General features: G+C 68.6%; 18 protein-coding genes. 5 read left to right on the top strand and 13 right to left on the bottom strand.

Going from position 1 to position 15,202, the window contains the following annotated elements:
• Positions 1 to 49: 49 nt before the first annotated feature.
• Genes OHA11_RS18125 through OHA11_RS18115 form a run of 3 tightly spaced genes read right to left on the bottom strand, consistent with a single transcriptional unit; the run spans position 50 to position 2,641 of the window.
• The gene (locus OHA11_RS18125) at positions 50 to 841 is read right to left on the bottom strand and encodes an energy-coupling factor ABC transporter ATP-binding protein (RefSeq protein ID WP_266497523.1); all 792 of its coding nucleotides are present in this window, start codon (positions 839 to 841) and stop codon (positions 50 to 52) included.
• Positions 829 to 1,590, bottom strand: a complete 762-nt coding sequence (gene cbiQ, locus OHA11_RS18120) for a cobalt ECF transporter T component CbiQ (protein ID WP_266497521.1) — start codon at positions 1,588 to 1,590, stop codon at positions 829 to 831. Before cbiQ ends, OHA11_RS18125 begins: the two co-directional genes overlap by 13 nt.
• Before the next feature lies 1 nt (position 1,591).
• Positions 1,592 to 2,641 carry an energy-coupling factor ABC transporter permease gene (locus OHA11_RS18115; protein WP_266497519.1) on the bottom strand — a complete coding sequence of 350 codons (1,050 nt, stop codon included), beginning with the start codon at positions 2,639 to 2,641 and terminating at the stop codon, positions 1,592 to 1,594.
• A 178-nt stretch (positions 2,642 to 2,819) separates the two neighbouring features.
• Between OHA11_RS18115 and OHA11_RS18110 the strand changes: the two genes are divergently transcribed.
• Entirely contained in the window at positions 2,820 to 3,161 is a 342-nt protein-coding gene (locus OHA11_RS18110; RefSeq protein WP_266497517.1) for an SsgA family sporulation/cell division regulator, read from the top strand.
• Positions 3,162 to 3,334: 173 nt separating this feature from the next.
• Here the strand turns inward: OHA11_RS18110 and OHA11_RS18105 are convergent, their stop codons facing one another.
• Together OHA11_RS18105 and OHA11_RS18100 are read right to left on the bottom strand one after the other, a co-directional pair.
• Positions 3,335 to 5,083, bottom strand: a complete 1,749-nt coding sequence (locus tag OHA11_RS18105) for a penicillin-binding transpeptidase domain-containing protein (RefSeq protein WP_266497515.1) — start codon at positions 5,081 to 5,083, stop codon at positions 3,335 to 3,337.
• 192 nt (positions 5,084 to 5,275) lie between these two features.
• Positions 5,276 to 6,907 (bottom strand): penicillin-binding transpeptidase domain-containing protein, encoded by a 1,632-nt coding sequence (locus OHA11_RS18100; RefSeq protein WP_266497513.1) that lies wholly within the window; start codon positions 6,905 to 6,907, stop codon positions 5,276 to 5,278.
• A gap of 412 nt (positions 6,908 to 7,319) precedes the next feature.
• On the opposite strand from OHA11_RS18100, the gene OHA11_RS18095 reads away from it, so the two are divergent.
• Positions 7,320 to 7,796, top strand: a complete 477-nt coding sequence (locus tag OHA11_RS18095) for a DUF6232 family protein (RefSeq protein WP_266497511.1) — start codon at positions 7,320 to 7,322, stop codon at positions 7,794 to 7,796.
• Positions 7,793 to 8,110: a hypothetical protein gene (locus OHA11_RS18090; protein ID WP_266497509.1), complete on the top strand. Its 318-nt coding sequence runs from the start codon at positions 7,793 to 7,795 to the stop codon at positions 8,108 to 8,110. Before OHA11_RS18095 ends, OHA11_RS18090 begins: the two co-directional genes overlap by 4 nt.
• Before the next feature lie 341 nt (positions 8,111 to 8,451).
• Here the strand turns inward: OHA11_RS18090 and OHA11_RS18085 are convergent, their stop codons facing one another.
• From OHA11_RS18085 to OHA11_RS18060, 7 genes are all read right to left on the bottom strand, one after another.
• Positions 8,452 to 9,294 carry a protein kinase gene (locus tag OHA11_RS18085; RefSeq protein ID WP_266507267.1) on the bottom strand — a complete coding sequence of 281 codons (843 nt, stop codon included), beginning with the start codon at positions 9,292 to 9,294 and terminating at the stop codon, positions 8,452 to 8,454.
• Between the two features lie 401 nt (positions 9,295 to 9,695).
• Positions 9,696 to 10,829: an ATP-grasp peptide maturase system methyltransferase gene (tgmC, locus tag OHA11_RS18080; protein ID WP_266497506.1), complete on the bottom strand. Its 1,134-nt coding sequence runs from the start codon at positions 10,827 to 10,829 to the stop codon at positions 9,696 to 9,698.
• Positions 10,826 to 11,227, bottom strand: a complete 402-nt coding sequence (locus tag OHA11_RS48360) for a hypothetical protein (RefSeq protein WP_323186783.1) — start codon at positions 11,225 to 11,227, stop codon at positions 10,826 to 10,828. Before OHA11_RS48360 ends, tgmC begins: the two co-directional genes overlap by 4 nt.
• Positions 11,164 to 11,787 (bottom strand): MvdC/MvdD family ATP grasp protein, encoded by a 624-nt coding sequence (locus OHA11_RS48355; RefSeq protein ID WP_323186769.1) that lies wholly within the window; start codon positions 11,785 to 11,787, stop codon positions 11,164 to 11,166. The genes OHA11_RS48360 and OHA11_RS48355 overlap by 64 nt, the downstream gene beginning before the upstream one ends.
• Before the next feature lie 14 nt (positions 11,788 to 11,801).
• A complete protein-coding gene (locus tag OHA11_RS18070) occupies positions 11,802 to 12,053 on the bottom strand; it encodes a putative ATP-grasp-modified RiPP (RefSeq protein ID WP_266497503.1) in 252 nt (83 codons plus the stop codon).
• Between the two features lie 79 nt (positions 12,054 to 12,132).
• Positions 12,133 to 12,384 carry a hypothetical protein gene (locus OHA11_RS18065; protein ID WP_266497501.1) on the bottom strand — a complete coding sequence of 84 codons (252 nt, stop codon included), beginning with the start codon at positions 12,382 to 12,384 and terminating at the stop codon, positions 12,133 to 12,135.
• Positions 12,381 to 12,581 (bottom strand): hypothetical protein, encoded by a 201-nt coding sequence (locus OHA11_RS18060; RefSeq protein ID WP_266497499.1) that lies wholly within the window; start codon positions 12,579 to 12,581, stop codon positions 12,381 to 12,383. Before OHA11_RS18060 ends, OHA11_RS18065 begins: the two co-directional genes overlap by 4 nt.
• Positions 12,582 to 12,754: 173 nt before the next feature.
• Here OHA11_RS18060 and OHA11_RS18055 point away from each other — a divergent pair, with 173 nt between their 5' ends.
• Both OHA11_RS18055 and OHA11_RS18050 read left to right on the top strand, forming a co-directional pair.
• Positions 12,755 to 13,510 carry a DUF6879 family protein gene (locus OHA11_RS18055; RefSeq protein WP_266497496.1) on the top strand — a complete coding sequence of 252 codons (756 nt, stop codon included), beginning with the start codon at positions 12,755 to 12,757 and terminating at the stop codon, positions 13,508 to 13,510.
• 15 nt (positions 13,511 to 13,525) lie between these two features.
• Positions 13,526 to 14,377 (top strand): helix-turn-helix transcriptional regulator, encoded by an 852-nt coding sequence (locus OHA11_RS18050; RefSeq protein WP_266497494.1) that lies wholly within the window; start codon positions 13,526 to 13,528, stop codon positions 14,375 to 14,377.
• Between the two features lie 56 nt (positions 14,378 to 14,433).
• On the opposite strand, the gene OHA11_RS18045 is transcribed toward OHA11_RS18050, so the two are convergent.
• Complete coding sequence (locus OHA11_RS18045; RefSeq protein ID WP_266497491.1) at positions 14,434 to 14,631, bottom strand: hypothetical protein; 198 nt, start codon at positions 14,629 to 14,631, stop codon at positions 14,434 to 14,436.
• Positions 14,632 to 15,202 lie beyond the last annotated feature (571 nt).

The raw sequence follows: 15,202 nt of genomic DNA, 5'->3' as shown, positions 1-15,202 counted from the left end.
TCCGTCACGCGCCCGTCCGTCACGCGCCCGTCCGTCACGCGCCCGTCCGTCACGCGCCCGTCGTCACGGAGCGCGGATCGAAGCCGAACGGCAGCTCCAGACGGTGCGCCCGCATCAGCTCCTCGTCCGAGAGCAGCTCACCCGTCTTCCCGTCCGCCGCGATCACGCCCTCGCTGAGGATCAGGGCGCGCGGGCACAGTTCGAGGGCGTACGGCAGGTCGTGCGTGACCATGAGCACGGTCACGTCCAACGATCGCAGGATGTCGGCGAGTTCGCGTCGCGAGGCGGGATCGAGGTTGGACGACGGCTCGTCGAGGACCAGGATCTCCGGCTCCATCGCCAGTACGGTCGCGACCGCCACCCGGCGCCGCTGCCCGAAGGAGAGGTGGTGCGGCGGGCGGCCGGCGAAGGCCTCCATGCCGACCCGCTCCAGCGCCGTGCGCACCCGCGCCTCCAGCTCCGGTCCCTTCAGCCCGGCCGCCGCGGGCCCGAAGGCCACGTCCTCGCGCACGGTCGGCATGAACAGCTGGTCGTCCGGGTCCTGGAAGACGATGCCGACCTTCCGCCGGATCTCCGCCATGTGCTTGCGGCCGACGGACAGCCCGGCGACCGTCACGGTCCCGGCGCCGCCGGTCAGGATGCCGTTGAGGTGCAGTACGAGGGTCGTCTTGCCGGCGCCGTTCGGCCCGAGCAGCGCCACGCGCTCGCCGCGGCCGACGGTGAAGTCGACGCCGAACAGGGCCTGATGGCCGTCGGGGTACGCGAAGGCGAGCCCGGAGACTTCCAGGGACGGGACGGACGGGGCGACAGACGGGATCGAAGGCGAGGTCACAGGGTCCATCCCAACAGGCATACGACGAGGGCGGCGGACGGCAGGGCGAGCGCGTACGACCACTGCGCCCGGGACGCGGTCACCTCGTCGATGACCGGCATCGAACCGGCGTACCCCCGGCTGACCATGGCGAGATGCACCCGCTCCCCGCGTTCGTACGAGCGGATGAAGAGCGCGCCCGCGGACTTGGCGAGGACGCCCCAGGACCGTAGACCGCGGGCCTCGAAGCCGCGCGACTCCCGCGCGATCCTCATCCGCCGCATCTCGTCCGCGATGACGTCCCCGTAACGGATCATGAAGGACGCGATCTGTACGAGGAGCGGCGGCAGCTTCAACCGCTGGAGCCCCAGCAGCAGTTCGCGCAGTTCGGTCGTCGAGGCGAGCAGGACGGACGCGGCGACGCCGAGCGTGCCCTTGGCCAGCACGTTCCAGGCTCCCCACAGACCGTTCACACTCAGGGACAGGCCGAGTACGTCCACCCGCTCGCCCTGTGCCACGAACGGCATCAGCACGGCGAAGGCCACGAACGGCACCTCGATCAGCAGCCGCTTCAGCAGGAACCCGGCCGGGACCCGGGCCGCGTACGCCACGGCTCCCAGCAGCAGCGCGTACAGCCCGAACGCCCACATCGCCTCGCGCGGGGTCGACACGACGACCAGCACGAAGGCGAAGACGGCGGCGAGCTTGGTGTGCGGCGGCAGGGCGTGCACGGGCGAGTGCCCGTGCCGGTAGAGCCGGTGTGCGTGTCCGGCGCCCACGTCAGACGGTTTCCTCGACGTGCGAGGGCGAGGTCTCGGACGTACGACGCTTCCGTACGGCCCAGAAGACGCCCGTGCCCGCGGCGACCGTGACGCTCACGCCGATCACGCCCGCGAGGCCGCCGGAGATCCGGGAGTTCGTGAGGCCCTCGACGCCGTAGTCGGCGAGCGGGGAGTCGGCGGCGGCGTGGTCCTCGACCTTGGCGTCGATGCCCTTGTCGGCGGCGACCTTCTCCAGGCCGTCCGGGTTCGCGGAGGCGTAGAAGCTGACGACGCCGGCGAGGACGAGGGAGGTGGCGAGACCCGCCAGCCACACCGGGCGGTGGGACCCGGCGGCGGCCGGTACGGGCTCGGCGGCGGGCGTGTCCACCAGCTCTCCGCCGACCCGCAGCTTCAGCGGCGTGGTCAGACCGCGGGCTCCGTACACGAGGTCCGGGCGTACGGCGATGACGGCGCCCACCGTGAGCGCGGTGATCGCGGCCTCGCCGATGCCGATCAGGACGTGGACGCCGACCATCGCGGTGAGGACCTGCCCGATCGGGACATCCGTGGTGCCGCCGATCGCGTAGACGAGCGTGAAGGCCGCGGCGGCGGCCGGCACGGAGAGCACGGCGGCGACGAACGCCGAGACGGTAATGGACCGGCGCTTCTTGGGCAGAAGCTTCACGAGGCCGCGGAAGACGGCGTACGCCACGACCGTGGTGACCACCGCCATGACCGTGATGTTCACGCCGAGCGCGGTGAGCCCGCCGTCCGCGAAGAGGATGCCCTGCATGAGGAGCACCACCGAGACACACAGGACCCCGGTGAAGGGGCCCACGAGTATCGCGGCCAGCGCGCCTCCCAGCAGATGTCCGCTGGTCCCGGCCGCGACCGGGAAGTTCAGCATCTGTACGGCGAAGATGAAGGCGGCGACCAAGCCCGCGAGCGGGGCGGTGCGCTCGTCCAGTTCACGGCGGGCGCCGCGCAGGCTCACCGCGACAGCCGCGGCGGCCACGGCTCCGGCGGCAACGGAGACGGGCGCGTTGATGAAACCGTCGGGGACGTGCATGGAGGGCTCCGCTTCCGGGGGCAGGCCGGCTGGCTGTGACCGTTCGATGATAGAGGCTTAATGCGAACAACTTGCAAGAGCGAGGTGACCTCGAATAATCCGGGAGCGCATTCCGGAAAATGTGCGACATTGGAGAGGAAGCGGCTCAAAGGGGAGCAGCTCAAAGAGGGAGCGATCGATGTCCGCCGTCGAGCAGTACGCGCGTGCCCACATCGTGACGGACGAGGCCCAGGACCCGCCCGCCGTCCCGGTGGCCCTTCGATACGATCCCGTGGCCGACCCGCGCAGAGTGCACATCATGCTGCCGGGCCACCACGAGTGGGTCTTCGCCCGTGACCTTCTCGAACAGGGCCTGCGGGCTCCGGCCGTCGCCGGTGACGTACACATCTGGCCGTTGGGGCGGGTCCAGGCCGTCATGGAGTTCCACTCGCCGACGGGCGTGGAGGTCGTGCAGTTCGACTCGAAGGCCTTGATCCGCTTCCTGCGCCGTACGTACACGGCGACCCCGGTCTCCAACTGACCGTCGGCCAACAGCGGCTCACTCCGGCCCGCTGTTGGCCGACGGCCGGCTGCCGATGTCGGCTCGGCTGCCGATCCTGCCCGCTGCCCGCTGTCGGCTGTCGGCAGGCGACCGGCGGCCGCCTTGAGGCTGCCGCCGTCAGCCGTCAGCCGCCTGCCTTCAGGTGCCCGCCGTCAGCTGCCCGCCTTCAGCAGTGCCGCGACGATCGGGCCGGCCGAGTCGCCGCCGTGGCCGCCCTGCTGGACCACGCCCGCGGCCGCCAGGTCGCCCTTCCAGGCCGTGAACCAGCCGTTGGGCTTCTTCTGGCCGTCGACCTCCGCGGAACCGGTCTTGGCGCCGAAGTCGGGGCCGAGGCCCGCCATGGCCCCCGCCGCCGTACCCGACGACGCCGTGTACTGGAGGAGCTCCTTGAGCTGGGACTGGGTGTCGGCGGACAGCGCGCGGGTCGCCTTGGCGAGGGTGCGCTTGTCGACCGTCGGGGACACCAGGTAGGGCTGGTGGAACGTGCCCGTCTTGACGGTGGCGACGACCGACGCCATGTTCAGCGGGTTCATCCGGACCCCGCCCTGGCCGATCAGCTCGGCCGCCATCTGGGCCTGCGACTGGACCGGCACCGCGCCGTCGAAGCTCGGCACGCCGACGGACCAGTTGTCCATGCCGAGCCCGAACACCTGCTGGGCCTGCTTGGCCAGGTCGTCGTCCTTGAGCTTCTTGGCCTGACTGATGAAGGCCGTGTTGCAGGAGCGCGCGAAGCTCGCCTTGAACGTGCCGCCCTTGATCTCGAACTTGTCGTCGTTCTGGAACTTCCAGCCGCCGTACGTCGAGTACTTGGGGCAGGGGTGTTCCTTGTTCACCGACGCGAGCCCCTTGTCGATGAGCAGCGACGCCGTGATGACCTTCATCGTCGAGCCGGGGGCCAGGGAACCCTGGAAGGCGGTGTTGAAGCCCTTGCCGGCGCCGGCGTTCGCGGCCGCCAGGATCTCGCCGGTGGACGGCCGGATGAGGACGGCCGAGGACTTGGCCTTCTTGGCGACCTGCTGCTCGGCGATCGCCTGGAGGCCCGGACTGAGCGTCGTACGGACCGTGCCCGGGGTGCCCTTGCTGAGCTCCAGCAGCGTCTTGTCCGGCTTCTTGTCGGCGTTCTCATCGGCGTTCTCGTCGGAATCGGCCGTCTTGGCGGAGCTGTCGGCGTCCTTGGAGTCGGCGCGGATCACCCGCAGTTCGATGCCCGCCTTGCCGCCCGCCGTCTTGCCGAACTTCTCCCGCAGGCCGTCGAGAACCGTGCCCAGGGAGGCGTACTTGGCGGTGGTCAGCTCGCCGCCGTCCCGGTCCAGCGCCTTGATCGGGGGCGTCCCGGCCTCCCCGGTGACCAGCTTGTCGCCGTCCTCCAGGTCCGGGTGCACGACGGCCGAGTGCCAGTCGACCAGCGGCTTGCCGTCCTTGGCGCGACGGACGACGGTGAGCTTCGACTCGTACGCGAGGGGCTTGGTCGTGCCCTTGTACGTGACGGTGCCCTTGACGGAGAACGGGACGGTGTCGCCGGAGCGCGCCTTGGCGGTGAGCGTCACATCCTTGATGTACGCCTCCTTGCCGTAGCCGGTGAGCAGGGTGCGGGCGGCCGCGGTGTCGTTCGTCGAGGCCGCCGCGGTCGTGACGGCACCGCTCTGCCAGGCCGTGAGGAACGCCGTGGCGGTGGACTTCACCTCCGCCGCCGACAGCGGGCCCTTCTTCACGGGCTTCGCGTCCTTCTCGTCCTTCGCGTCGGAGGCCGCGCTCTTTGTGTCGTGGGCCGCGGCCCCGCCCCCGTACAGGGCGTAGACACCGAACCCCGCGCCGCCCACGACAACGGCGATCATCCCGCCGATGACAGCGGGTTTCGTCCTGTTGCTGCCGCGCTCAGTCGCGCGCTTTCTGTTCCCCACGGCTTCCGTTCCTTCGCTGCTTCCCCGGTGCCCTCACGGTCCTCACCGTCCTCTATGAGAACGAGAGCCACCACCCTAGAGTCCTGCTCTGTGAGGGTGAGTTCCGACACCTGTGAACCGGCCGGTCCCGCACCGCTCGCCCCTCCGGCGGGCCGACTCGGTACTCGGCCCCCGGTACTCTGCCCCCGGTACTCAGCCCCCCGCCCGCAGGACCTGGGCCACGATCGGGCCGGCCGAGTCGCCGCCGCGGCCGCCCCCCTGAGCCATGGCCGCGGCCGCGATGTCGTTGCGGAAGCCGGTGAACCAACTGTCGGCCTTGTCCCGGCCGTCGACCTCGGCGGAGCCGGTCTTGGCGCCGATGTCGCCGCCGAGCCCGGACATGGCCTTCACGGCGGTGCCGCTCGTCGCGGTGAGCCGCATCATCTGCTTCAGCTGGGCGGCGGTGCCGCTCGACAGGCCGCGGGCGGTGGCCAGTTCACGGTCGTCGAGCTCCGGCGACACGATGACGGGCTGCCGGAACGTGCCGGTGATCGCGGTCGCCGTGACCGACGCCATGTTCAGCGGGTTCATCTGGACCTTGCCCTGGCCGATCGCGTTGGCCGCGCGGTCCGGGCCGCCGGACGCGGGGACGCTTCCGTCGAACGAGACGATTCCCGTCTTCCAGTTGTCCTTGCCCAGGCCGAACCGCTCCTGGGCCTCGGTCGTGAGCGACTCGTCCGTGAGCGGCTTCTCGTCGGTGCCGCCGATGAGCTTCACGAAGGCCGTGTTGCATGAGCGCATGAAGCTGTTGGCGAGCGTGGCGCCCTCGTTGGGCTGCATGCCCTTGAGGTTCTTGAACGGCTTGCTCTTCCAGACGGCGTCCGCCGGACAGGGCGCCGGGCCGTTCATCGAGGTCACGCCGTTGTCGATGAGCGTCGCCGCGGTGATGATCTTCATCGTGGAGCCGGGGGCGACCCTGCCCTCGAACGCCGCGTTGAACCCGTCCTCGCGGTGGTTCGCGATCGCCAGTACCTCCCCGGTGCTCGGCTTCAGGGCGACCACCGACGACTCGGCGAACTGCTTGACCGCCTTCTCCGCCGCCGCCTGCGCGCCCGCGCTGAGTGTGGTGCGCAGCTTGCCCGCCTTGCCCTTGGAGAGGACCACGAGCGGGGTGTCGCCAGCGGTCTCGCTCTCGTGCCGGATCGCGAGCTCGACACCGGGCGTGCCGCCCGCCTTGTCGCCGTACTTGCCGCGCAGCGCGTCCAGGACCGGGCCGAGGGACGGGTACTTCGCCTTGGTCAGGACGGCGCCGTCGCGGTCCACGGCGTCGATGGGCGGGCTGGCGGCCTCGCCGGTGACCAGGGTGTCGCCGGTCTTCATGTCCGGGTGCAGGACGGACGGCTGCCAGTCGACCAGCGCCTTGCCCGTGGTCTTCCCGCGCATGACGGTCAGTTCGCTCTTGTACGCGAGGGGCTTGCTCTCGCCCTTGTACGACACGGTGGCCGACACCGAGAAGGGGACGGTCAAGCCCGACGGCGTACCGGGCGTGATCTTCACCTTGGTGATGTGCGCCTGGCCGCCGTAGGCGACCAGCAGGGGCCTGGCGACCTGCGCGTTGTCCGTCTGGTCCGCGGCCGCGGCGGCTTCGCCGTCCTCCCAGGCCGTGAAGAACGCCTTCGTGGTCTCCTCGACCTCGTCGCTGGACGGCGGTCCGGTCTTGACGGCGTCACCCGAGCCGCCGTCCCCGCTGAACGCGCTGACTATGTTGAACGCGCCGTACCCGGCACCCCCGACCATCACCGCGAACACCCCGCCCACTATGGCGGCCTTGACCCCGTTGCGCATCGCGCCTTCCCCTCCCCGTTCCCCGTGTACGTTTCTGAACGCGTTCAGAAACGTGTGCGTACGTCGCACTGTATGCGGGAGGGGTGGCGGATGGGGTTCCTGTTCCCAGATGGTTTCCGAAGAGTGACGAGAGCCCGGGCGTCGTTCGGGTGTGCGAACGCTCCGGTTTCGCTCCTCACTCCCCACTCCGCGGATGTTCCGAGCGGGAATGGTCGGCGTCGGCGGGAATTCGGCGAGAACTAGGTGAGAATTCGATCGAAAGGCGACCGAAAGGTGATCGGCATTTCTCGCCGGAGTGAAAATCCCAGGATCGTTGTCCTTCGATGTCTCCCGTGTGTTTGAGTAACGCCTCTCATCGCACGACAAAGGGGGGACGAGTATGGGTTATTCGCGCAGTATCACAGAAGTCCAGGTGAGCAAAGGTGCCCTGTGGGTGGGTTCGGACACCTATCCCTTGCGCAACATCGCCCGTACGTCGATGAAGCAGCTCGTGCCCGACCGCGCCAAGGCCAAGACCGAGTTCGTGAAGAAGCTGGTGCTCCACTTGGTCCTGGTCTTCGCCGGGCTGGGGTTCATGTCGGCGTCCACCTTCGTGGGGCTCCTGCTGCTGGCCGTCGGCGCCGGGCTGATCGCCCGCAGTTTCCACCGGCTCCAGCAGGTGCTGAACGCTCCGACGCTGTACGTCCTGGAAATCACGACGTCGGGATCGCCGCAGACCGCACTCACGAGCGACGACCAGGGACTGATGGACAAAGTCTTCCAGCAGGTCATGGAAGCGATGGACAACCCGGAAATCCAGTTCCGCTACGAAATGCCGACGTACAACATCAGCAGCGGGGACAATATCTATCAGTTCGGCGACAACAACACGGGCAAGGTGACCAGGTGACCGGCGGCGACAGCGTCATGCAGTTCGGCAACTTCAACATCGGCGTCGTCAAGAACCAGGGCCCGGTGGACCAGCGGGCGGCCCACGAACAGATGATCAACGCGGTACTGGCCCTGCGGACGCGGGTCTCGGAGGCGGACCGAGCGGTCCTCGACGACTCGCTGGGCATCATCGACACGGACGGCCCGGTGGACGGGCAGCGCTTCCGGCAGGCCCTGGGCAGCATCGGCGGGGTGGCGGCGCTGCTCGGGGCGGCGGGGGCGCCGGTGGTCGAGGCGATCAATGCGGTTATGGAGGCGTTTGGGTTGCGGTGACGGTCGCCCCGGGGCGACGGCCCGGGGACTACGGCCCTGGGGTGACGGCCGCCCGGGAGTGACGGTCCGGGGTGACGGTCCGGGGTGACGGCCGGGTGGTGAGGGGCTTGGGGTGACGGCCCGGTGCTCGACGACAGTGCTCCCGACCCGCGACGAGGGGGGTCGGGGGCACTGTCGTGTCGCTCGGCATGCCCGGTCAGACGCGAAGTAATTGTCGCGAGAGTCCTAGCGACACGCCGGGTTTACGGCGTGTCGCTGGGACTCACCGCCCACTTGCTGGAGGTCTGACGGGATTCGCCAACAACATCCCATCGGCGCCGGGGGCCTGATCAGCTTCGGAGTCAGTGCAGGGCTTTGCCCACCTCGTAGGTGGTGGGTCGGTCCTCTGGCGCATGGCTGAGCATCGCGTCGATCAGTTCGCCCAGTTCACCGGGTGCCTTCACCGGCCGACGCCGACCGTTCGCCACGGCCTCTCTCTGCACTGAGCGGGGAGCGGCGTCCGGGTACTCCATCGCCCGCCAGCCGGTAGCGGAGATGAGCAGGGAGGCGCCGAGCGCGTAGATGTCGGCTTCCTGGGTCGGCTCGGCTTCTCCGGTGGCGAGCACGCTCCGGGCGATCTCCGGTGCCTCGTAGTGGACGAGGCAGCCGCGGAACGGGAAGTCGTACCCCTCGGGCACGTGTCCGCCTTGGGCAAGGGCAAGGGCGAGGTCGATGAGGTGGGTTCGCTCGGGCCCGATGATGAAGTGGGCGGGCTGTACGTCACCGTGGGCCCAGTCCTGGGCGTGGAGTTCGGCCAGTGCTTCGACGCATCCCAGGGCCACGCCGGTGTGCGGCGCGAGGGGCGCGTCTCGCCTACGGCAGGGCTCCCACAGCTGGTACAGGTCCGGCCCCTCGTGCCACGGCTGGAAGTTCCAGGTTCCTTGCTCCCACTCGCCGTACGCGAAGTCGACGAAGCCGAGGCGATGCAGCACGGCCCCCTCGCGTGCGGGTGCGAGGGCGGTCCAGGGCTGGGCGGCCCAGTCGGTCGTGGCCTCGATCGGATAGCCGACCTTCACGGCGTAGTGGCCCCGACGGCTCTCCACCTCCCAGACCATGGAGCCCCGGCGGTTGAGCACCAGGCGCTGGGCCGTGGGCATGAGTGCGTCGAGTACCACGATCGGCAGTTCAGGGGGTGACCCGGACAACGTCTGCTCTCCTTCCCGGCGAACGCGGCCGACCATGAGTGGAGGCCGGCCGCGTCGCTGTTGTCGTGTGTTACGCCTGACCGTACGGTCGGCCGCAGTCCGAGTCGCACTGCGCGAGGTTCTCGGGACCATGGGGACGGTGGCCGTGGCGGCGGTGACCAGGAAGGCGACCACCTGGTCTGCGATCCGTTCGGCAAGCTGGGGCAACTGCTCGTTGTGGATGACCACGAAGTGGGTGAGGCTCTCGAACAGTTCCTCACCAGCCACCGCGCGAACGGTCTTCTGATCGTTCGACGACGTGCTGCCGCCCCCACGACGAGGGGGGTTGGGAGCACGTCGTCGAGCAGCGTGGTGCGGCCAACGGGAGTCTTTCGACGGGCGGTTGAGCTTCTCGCACCGTCTCAGTTCGGCAAACGCCAACACGGCCCTTCCGGATGCCCCAGCCAGACGATCTGGTTCAAGTCCGTGACGGTCATCCCGAACGATGTCTGGTCGGGCGAGCCTGCCTCTTGCCATGTCACCAACGCGTCTTCGACCTGATCCCACAGGTTCAGCGGCCCGTTCTGGTGGACTGCCCAGCCGTTTCCGTCGGGTTCTGTCCATGCCTGCGAGCCGGTGGCCACGTCGAGGAGGATCACGTCGTCGCCCAGGCGCAGCAACTCGGCCGAGGGTGCGGCGAGTTGTGCCAGGAAGTGCCCGGTCCACCGGTCGAGCAGGGCGGGACTCACCCGGGTGGGACGGGTCTTGCCCGGGTGCGGGTAGAAGTTGGGGTGGGGAGGGCGCTCGTGGGGGCGGGCAAGCATGTACGAGACAGCGTCCCCGGTGAAGCGCCCGCGCGCGACGCCCTCGTCGTCGAGGGTGAGGCGGATCATGCCGGAGGCGAGCATCCAGCCGCTGATGGTGGTGGTGATGCTGCCTCCGTCGCGGAGCTGGAACAGCCATGAGGGCGGGATGCTGCGTACGGAGCACGTGGCGATGATCGCGTCGTACTCGGCGCCTCCCCTGTGGCCCTGGAGGCCGTCGCCGGTGACGAGTTGGGGACTGTGCCCCGCGGCACGGATGCGGTCGGCGGCGAGGTCCGCGAGGCGCTCGTCGTACTCGATGGAATAGACGTTCTCGCCGCCCAGGCGGTGGGACAGGATCGCGGTGGAGTAGCCGGTTCCGGTGCCGATCTCCAGCACCTTGTCGTCGTCCTGGAGTCCGGCGAGCTCGATGGTCCTCATGATGAGGGAGGGCAAGGTGCTTGAGGAGGTCGGGCGCCCGGAGCGCGCGCCTGGGGAGTCGGCAGCGTCGACGCCGTCCACCTGTGTGACCCAGGTGGTGTCCGAGTACGCCAGGCGTAGCCACTCGTCCTCGCTGAGATCTTCGCGGCGTACGGGTTCCCACTGCGTTCCGAGCGGTCGGTAGAACGCCCTGCCGAGGAAGAGTTCGCGGGGCACCTCCTCGACAGCGGTTCGCCATGCGGGGTCTGTCAGTTGGCCTCGGGCCGCGAGGCTGTCGGCGAGGTCCCGGCGGAGGGCAGCGGCATTGGTCATGGGGTGTCCCGGTGGGGGTGCTGGAGTTCGTCGGCGATGGCTGCTTTGATGCGGCTTGTGACGGGGTCGGGGAACCAGGCGTACTGCCCGTTCGGATTGCACACGTACCACCACCAGCGGCCGTCCGGATCGAGCCCGAAGTCGAACGCGCCGTAGGTGAGGCCGAAGGCATCCATGTAAGTCCGTATGCCTTTGGCGACGTCGGACGGGGTGTCGATCAGCGTGTAGCTGAGGTCGTCGTAGTGGCGGCGCCAGTCCAGGCCCGGAGAGCCGTCGATGCGTACGGGAAACAGGCGGTCCCCGACGGCGGTGAGACGGATGTCGGCCGTCTTGTTCACGCGCTGCTGGAAGAGGTGCATGGTCTGCGCGACGCCGGCCCCGAGGGCGTGGGGCTCCACCTCCTCGACCCACACGGTGAGCCCGTGCCCGTCGTGGTCGGCGTAGTCGGTGTTGCGCAGCGGCTTGTAGACGACGGGCCCGTACTCGCGAGTGAACTGGCGGCCCGTTCCCGATCGTTGGTGAGGAGCGTCGGGGGTACGTGCAGACCGCTGCGGGCAGCGGCGGCCAGTTGAGCGGGCTTGTACTCCGCGTCCCGGTTGCGCCAGGGGTGGTTGACGTAGTGCGCGCCGGGCAGTGCGGCGAGCAGGCCGCCCAGCCCATAGCGGGCCTGGTCCACGCACCAGCGGGCGTCCTGGGCGCCCACCCCCTCGGGAGCGCTGTACGGGCTGGGGCGGCGCCAGTAAACCGAACGGACCTGGTCGAGATCCGCCGCCCGGGTCGCGGTCCGCAAACCGCCGACGAGGCCGACATCGCCCACACGCGCGTCAACGACGACAGCTGCTGGGAAGTCGCCCGGGTCGAGCCGTACGACCGGAACCGACCGACGATTCAGCTCCTCGATGACCCCATCGGCGGTCGCGTCGTCGAGCTGGGTGACGACAAGAACCGGTGACGACAAGAACGGTGACGAGGTCAATCGCTGTCTCCCTGCTGGTCCCCGCCCTCGTCGGGATTCCCGTCCAGGCTCGTCTTCGTCTTCGTCTCCTTCGAAGTCTCGGACCTCTTGTGCCGGTCCAACTCGGGGATGTCCAGCCCGTCCGGGCCCAGCCACCGTCCGGTCTGCGTCTTCGGGTCCAGCACTACCGTGGCCGGAACCAGATCCACGGCGTCCGGGAAGGGCCGCATCCGGGTCAGGCCGAAGGGTACGGCGGTTGATTCGGTCACTGGGTCCTCCCCGTTGCCGTCGGTCGGAGGGGCCTTTCGGGCTTTCACAGTGAGCCACTGTCGCTCATAGCCGATGTGGTCACCGGGGTTGCTCGTCCTCTGGGCCCACCGGCCGCACGCGCTCAAGGGGCACATCCCACTCGATGCCCCCGCCCTCGGGTCGCATGAACGCCTGTCGGCTCACGACCTTGTTGCCTTCCTTGGTGCGCTCCTCGATCACGCCGACCAGGTGGCCTGTGCGCTCAGAGATCGTGTCCACCATCAACGTCCCTGCTGGGTAAGGCAGGTTGCCGTGGCTGAGCATCGTTGCCGGCTTCTCGTACCCCGTCATGCCTGCCCCCCTGGCTGGAGGGCTTCGGCCAGGCGAGCGGCCACGTCCGCGCGCACGCGCCCCAGCTCAACGAGCCGCAATTTGGGGGATGCAGGGTCGACCCGCAGGGAGGGGAAGACGATTCCGACCTCGGTCAGTGCTGCTCTCAGGGACTCGGCAGCCGCGTACGGGTCGACGTCCGGTTTCTTCGTTGCCATGAACGGGACGCTAGGGACGAGGGGTTGGGACGCGCGATGGTGTTTTCTCGATTTTTCTCGCACCCTCTCTTGCTTGGCTCAGTTTTTCTCACGAAGCTGGTGGGAACCCATAGCCCGGGGCGTGTGGCCTGGCGATGCTGGGGTGATCGGCTTCCGGCGAAGGGACTCTGATCATGGCTCGACGACTGCGCTTCAACGGTACGGGCAGCGGTGAAGGCAGCTGCCCCGCAGTGCACGAAGACCTGGACACGGGGGAAGTGATCGTCCACGGGCCGCGTCTGACCGACCCGGAGGCACTCGCCCAGCTTCAGCACATCGACGAGGACGAGATCCCGATCGTCATGCCTCGCAACACGTTGATCGACTTCGGGCCGAAGGACCGCGAGACCGAACCGCGCATCTTCAACCCGGAACAGTTCGCCCATCTGTTCGAGAACTTCCAGCACAGCGCGTGGCACCTGGAAATGCGCAAGCGCTATGCGGTCGACGAAGCGACCGACACCTACGCTCAGTTCGCCCGGGGCGAGGCACCGACCTGGGACCTGGACACGCCATGGAGCCAGGGCATCCGAGCGAAGACCGAGGACGGTGTCAGCGTCGGGCGGGTCCGGATCGTCGACAACCCGCCTACCCCGGGTCAGCTGTATCTGCTGGTGCACGCCGAGAAGAACGCGGCCCTCGGCGAGGACGTGCGCAGCATGTGGCGGGAGGACGCCGAGCGCGTCAACCTTCCGAACGAAGACTTCTGGATCTTCGACTCACACATCGTCGCCGTGTGCATCTTCGACGACGATGACAACCTCACGGGTGCCGAGCTGATCACGGAACCGGCGCGCGTGAACCAGTACAACCGACTGCGGGACGTTGCGCAGCACTACGGCGTTCCTTTCAAGCAGTTCGCGGCGGGCATGGCCGCGAAGGAGGCGTAAAGCAGGTGGGTGCCGGTGAGCACGGACTATCAGCAGGCCCGCGAAGCCCTCGGGGTGCGGCTCCGGGAACTTCGGCTTTCCGCCCCTGACGGCCGGCTCACCGGCACTGCCCTCGCTCGCCGACTCGGCTGGCCCAACTCGAAGGTCTCGAAGCTGGAGTTGGGCAAGCAGACGGCTACCCCGGAGGACTTGGACCAGTGGGCAACGGCGTGCGGCCAGCCAGCGGCTTATCAGGAACTGCGGGCCAGGCTGGCGGGGTTCGAGTCGCACATCCGCTCATGGCGCAGGCAGCTTGTCGGCGGACACAAGCCCGTGCAGGACGTCCACAACGAGGCGCAGGCCAATTCGAGGGTGCTGCGCGCCTGGGAGTCCTCTTGGGTCGTGGGCGTCCTTCAGACCCCCGACTACGCACGCGCCGTGCTCACCCGTTCTGCCGAACTGCACAGGTCCCCACGGGACATTGAGGAAGCCGTACGGGCCCGCATGAGGCGTCAGGAGCTTCTGTACAGCGGGGGCAGGCGCTACCACATCATCCTGTGGGAACCGGTCCTGCGGTCGCTGGTCTGCTCGCCCTCGGTACTCGTCGCCCAACTCGACCGGCTTACGGGCGTCATCGGCATGGACACCGTGGAGCTTGGCATCGTGCCGCTCACCGCGTCTCTGAAGGTTCCGCCCGGTCTGGGTTTCTGGATCTACGACGATCGCCAGGTCGTCACCGAGGCTTGGCACGCCGAGATGTGGCTCGATGACGACGACAGCGTCGCCCTCTACCTGCGGACCTGGAAGACCTTGCGCGAGTCGGCTGTGTACGGGGCCGACGCCCACAACGTCATCAATGCCGCCCGCCGTGCGCTGAACCCCCGTTGAGACGCACGGATTGCTCGCGATGCCCCGGAGAACCGACCTCCGGGGCTCTCGCGCTTTCAAAGCACGCCGAGCGCTGACAGCACCATCAGGCACAGCGTCAGGGTTCCGCCGAACACGCCGCCCCCGAGGAGGAACGCGGGTCCGATGGGGGTGTCGGTCTTGTGGCTGATGAGTCCAGCGACAATGCCGACGATGACGGAGATCAGGGCGCAGATGCTGACGATCAGCACCTTGACACCGAGAGAGAGCTTCACTTCCGACCTTTCCCATTTGGGTGGCGGTCGGAGTCTGCGGCACGCAACTCTCAGCCCGACCACCACGTACGTGTGGTCCTGCTGAGGCCGTGCCGACGTGTCTTGGCTCTCGGTGCCTTGCCAGGGCTGCGCTTGGCGATCCTCCCTTTTAGGGATCCATGGGTGTTCCTTGCACGCGCGGTCTTCAGGGCCTGAGCTGGCCCGTTGACCCTGCCCGGGAAACGTCGGGTCCTGGGGAGCGTGTATGGATTGGTCTCCAGGCTTAACTGGACTGGTCCCTATATCAGTTGACGGGTCATCGGGCCGACGGCTCGCCGTGGGGTCTCCCGTGGCCTCGTGCTGGCGGGTACGGCGGACGCCTCCGGGCGGGGTGCTCGTGCGCTCCCGTACCCACGGGAGGCCGCCGCTGGGCATGCCCGCACCCACAGACCAGGCCGCCGGACGCCGGGCGTCACGTTGAGACCCCGGGTGCTCGCCAGCCCTATCTCCCGTGATTGATCTCAATACTTCTCGTGACTGGCGCTGAAGGCCGCCGACGACCTCAGCGGGCTTGCTCCACACGCAAGATAGA

The organism is Streptomyces sp. NBC_00878, assembly GCF_026341515.1.
Lineage (GTDB): Bacteria > Actinomycetota > Actinomycetes > Streptomycetales > Streptomycetaceae > Streptomyces.
Note: the sequence above shows the minus strand (reverse complement) of the source record. Positions and strands in the feature narration are given on the sequence as shown.

Excerpts from the sequence above, each read along its gene's own strand:
- OHA11_RS18125 (WP_266497523.1), bottom strand. The coding sequence starts at position 841 with ATGGACCCTGTGACCTCGCCTTCGATCCCGTCTGTCGCCCCGTCCGTC.
- OHA11_RS18100 (WP_266497513.1), bottom strand. The coding sequence starts at position 6,907 with ATGCGCAACGGGGTCAAGGCCGCCATAGTGGGCGGGGTGTTCGCGGTG.
- OHA11_RS18065 (WP_266497501.1), bottom strand. The coding sequence starts at position 12,384 with ATGACGGGGTACGAGAAGCCGGCAACGATGCTCAGCCACGGCAACCTG.
- OHA11_RS18110 (WP_266497517.1), top strand. The coding sequence starts at position 2,820 with ATGTCCGCCGTCGAGCAGTACGCGCGTGCCCACATCGTGACGGACGAG.
- OHA11_RS18115 (WP_266497519.1), bottom strand. The coding sequence starts at position 2,641 with ATGCACGTCCCCGACGGTTTCATCAACGCGCCCGTCTCCGTTGCCGCC.
- tgmC (WP_266497506.1), bottom strand. The coding sequence starts at position 10,829 with ATGACCAATGCCGCTGCCCTCCGCCGGGACCTCGCCGACAGCCTCGCG.
- OHA11_RS18060 (WP_266497499.1), bottom strand. The coding sequence starts at position 12,581 with ATGGCAACGAAGAAACCGGACGTCGACCCGTACGCGGCTGCCGAGTCC.
- OHA11_RS18055 (WP_266497496.1), top strand. The coding sequence starts at position 12,755 with ATGGCTCGACGACTGCGCTTCAACGGTACGGGCAGCGGTGAAGGCAGC.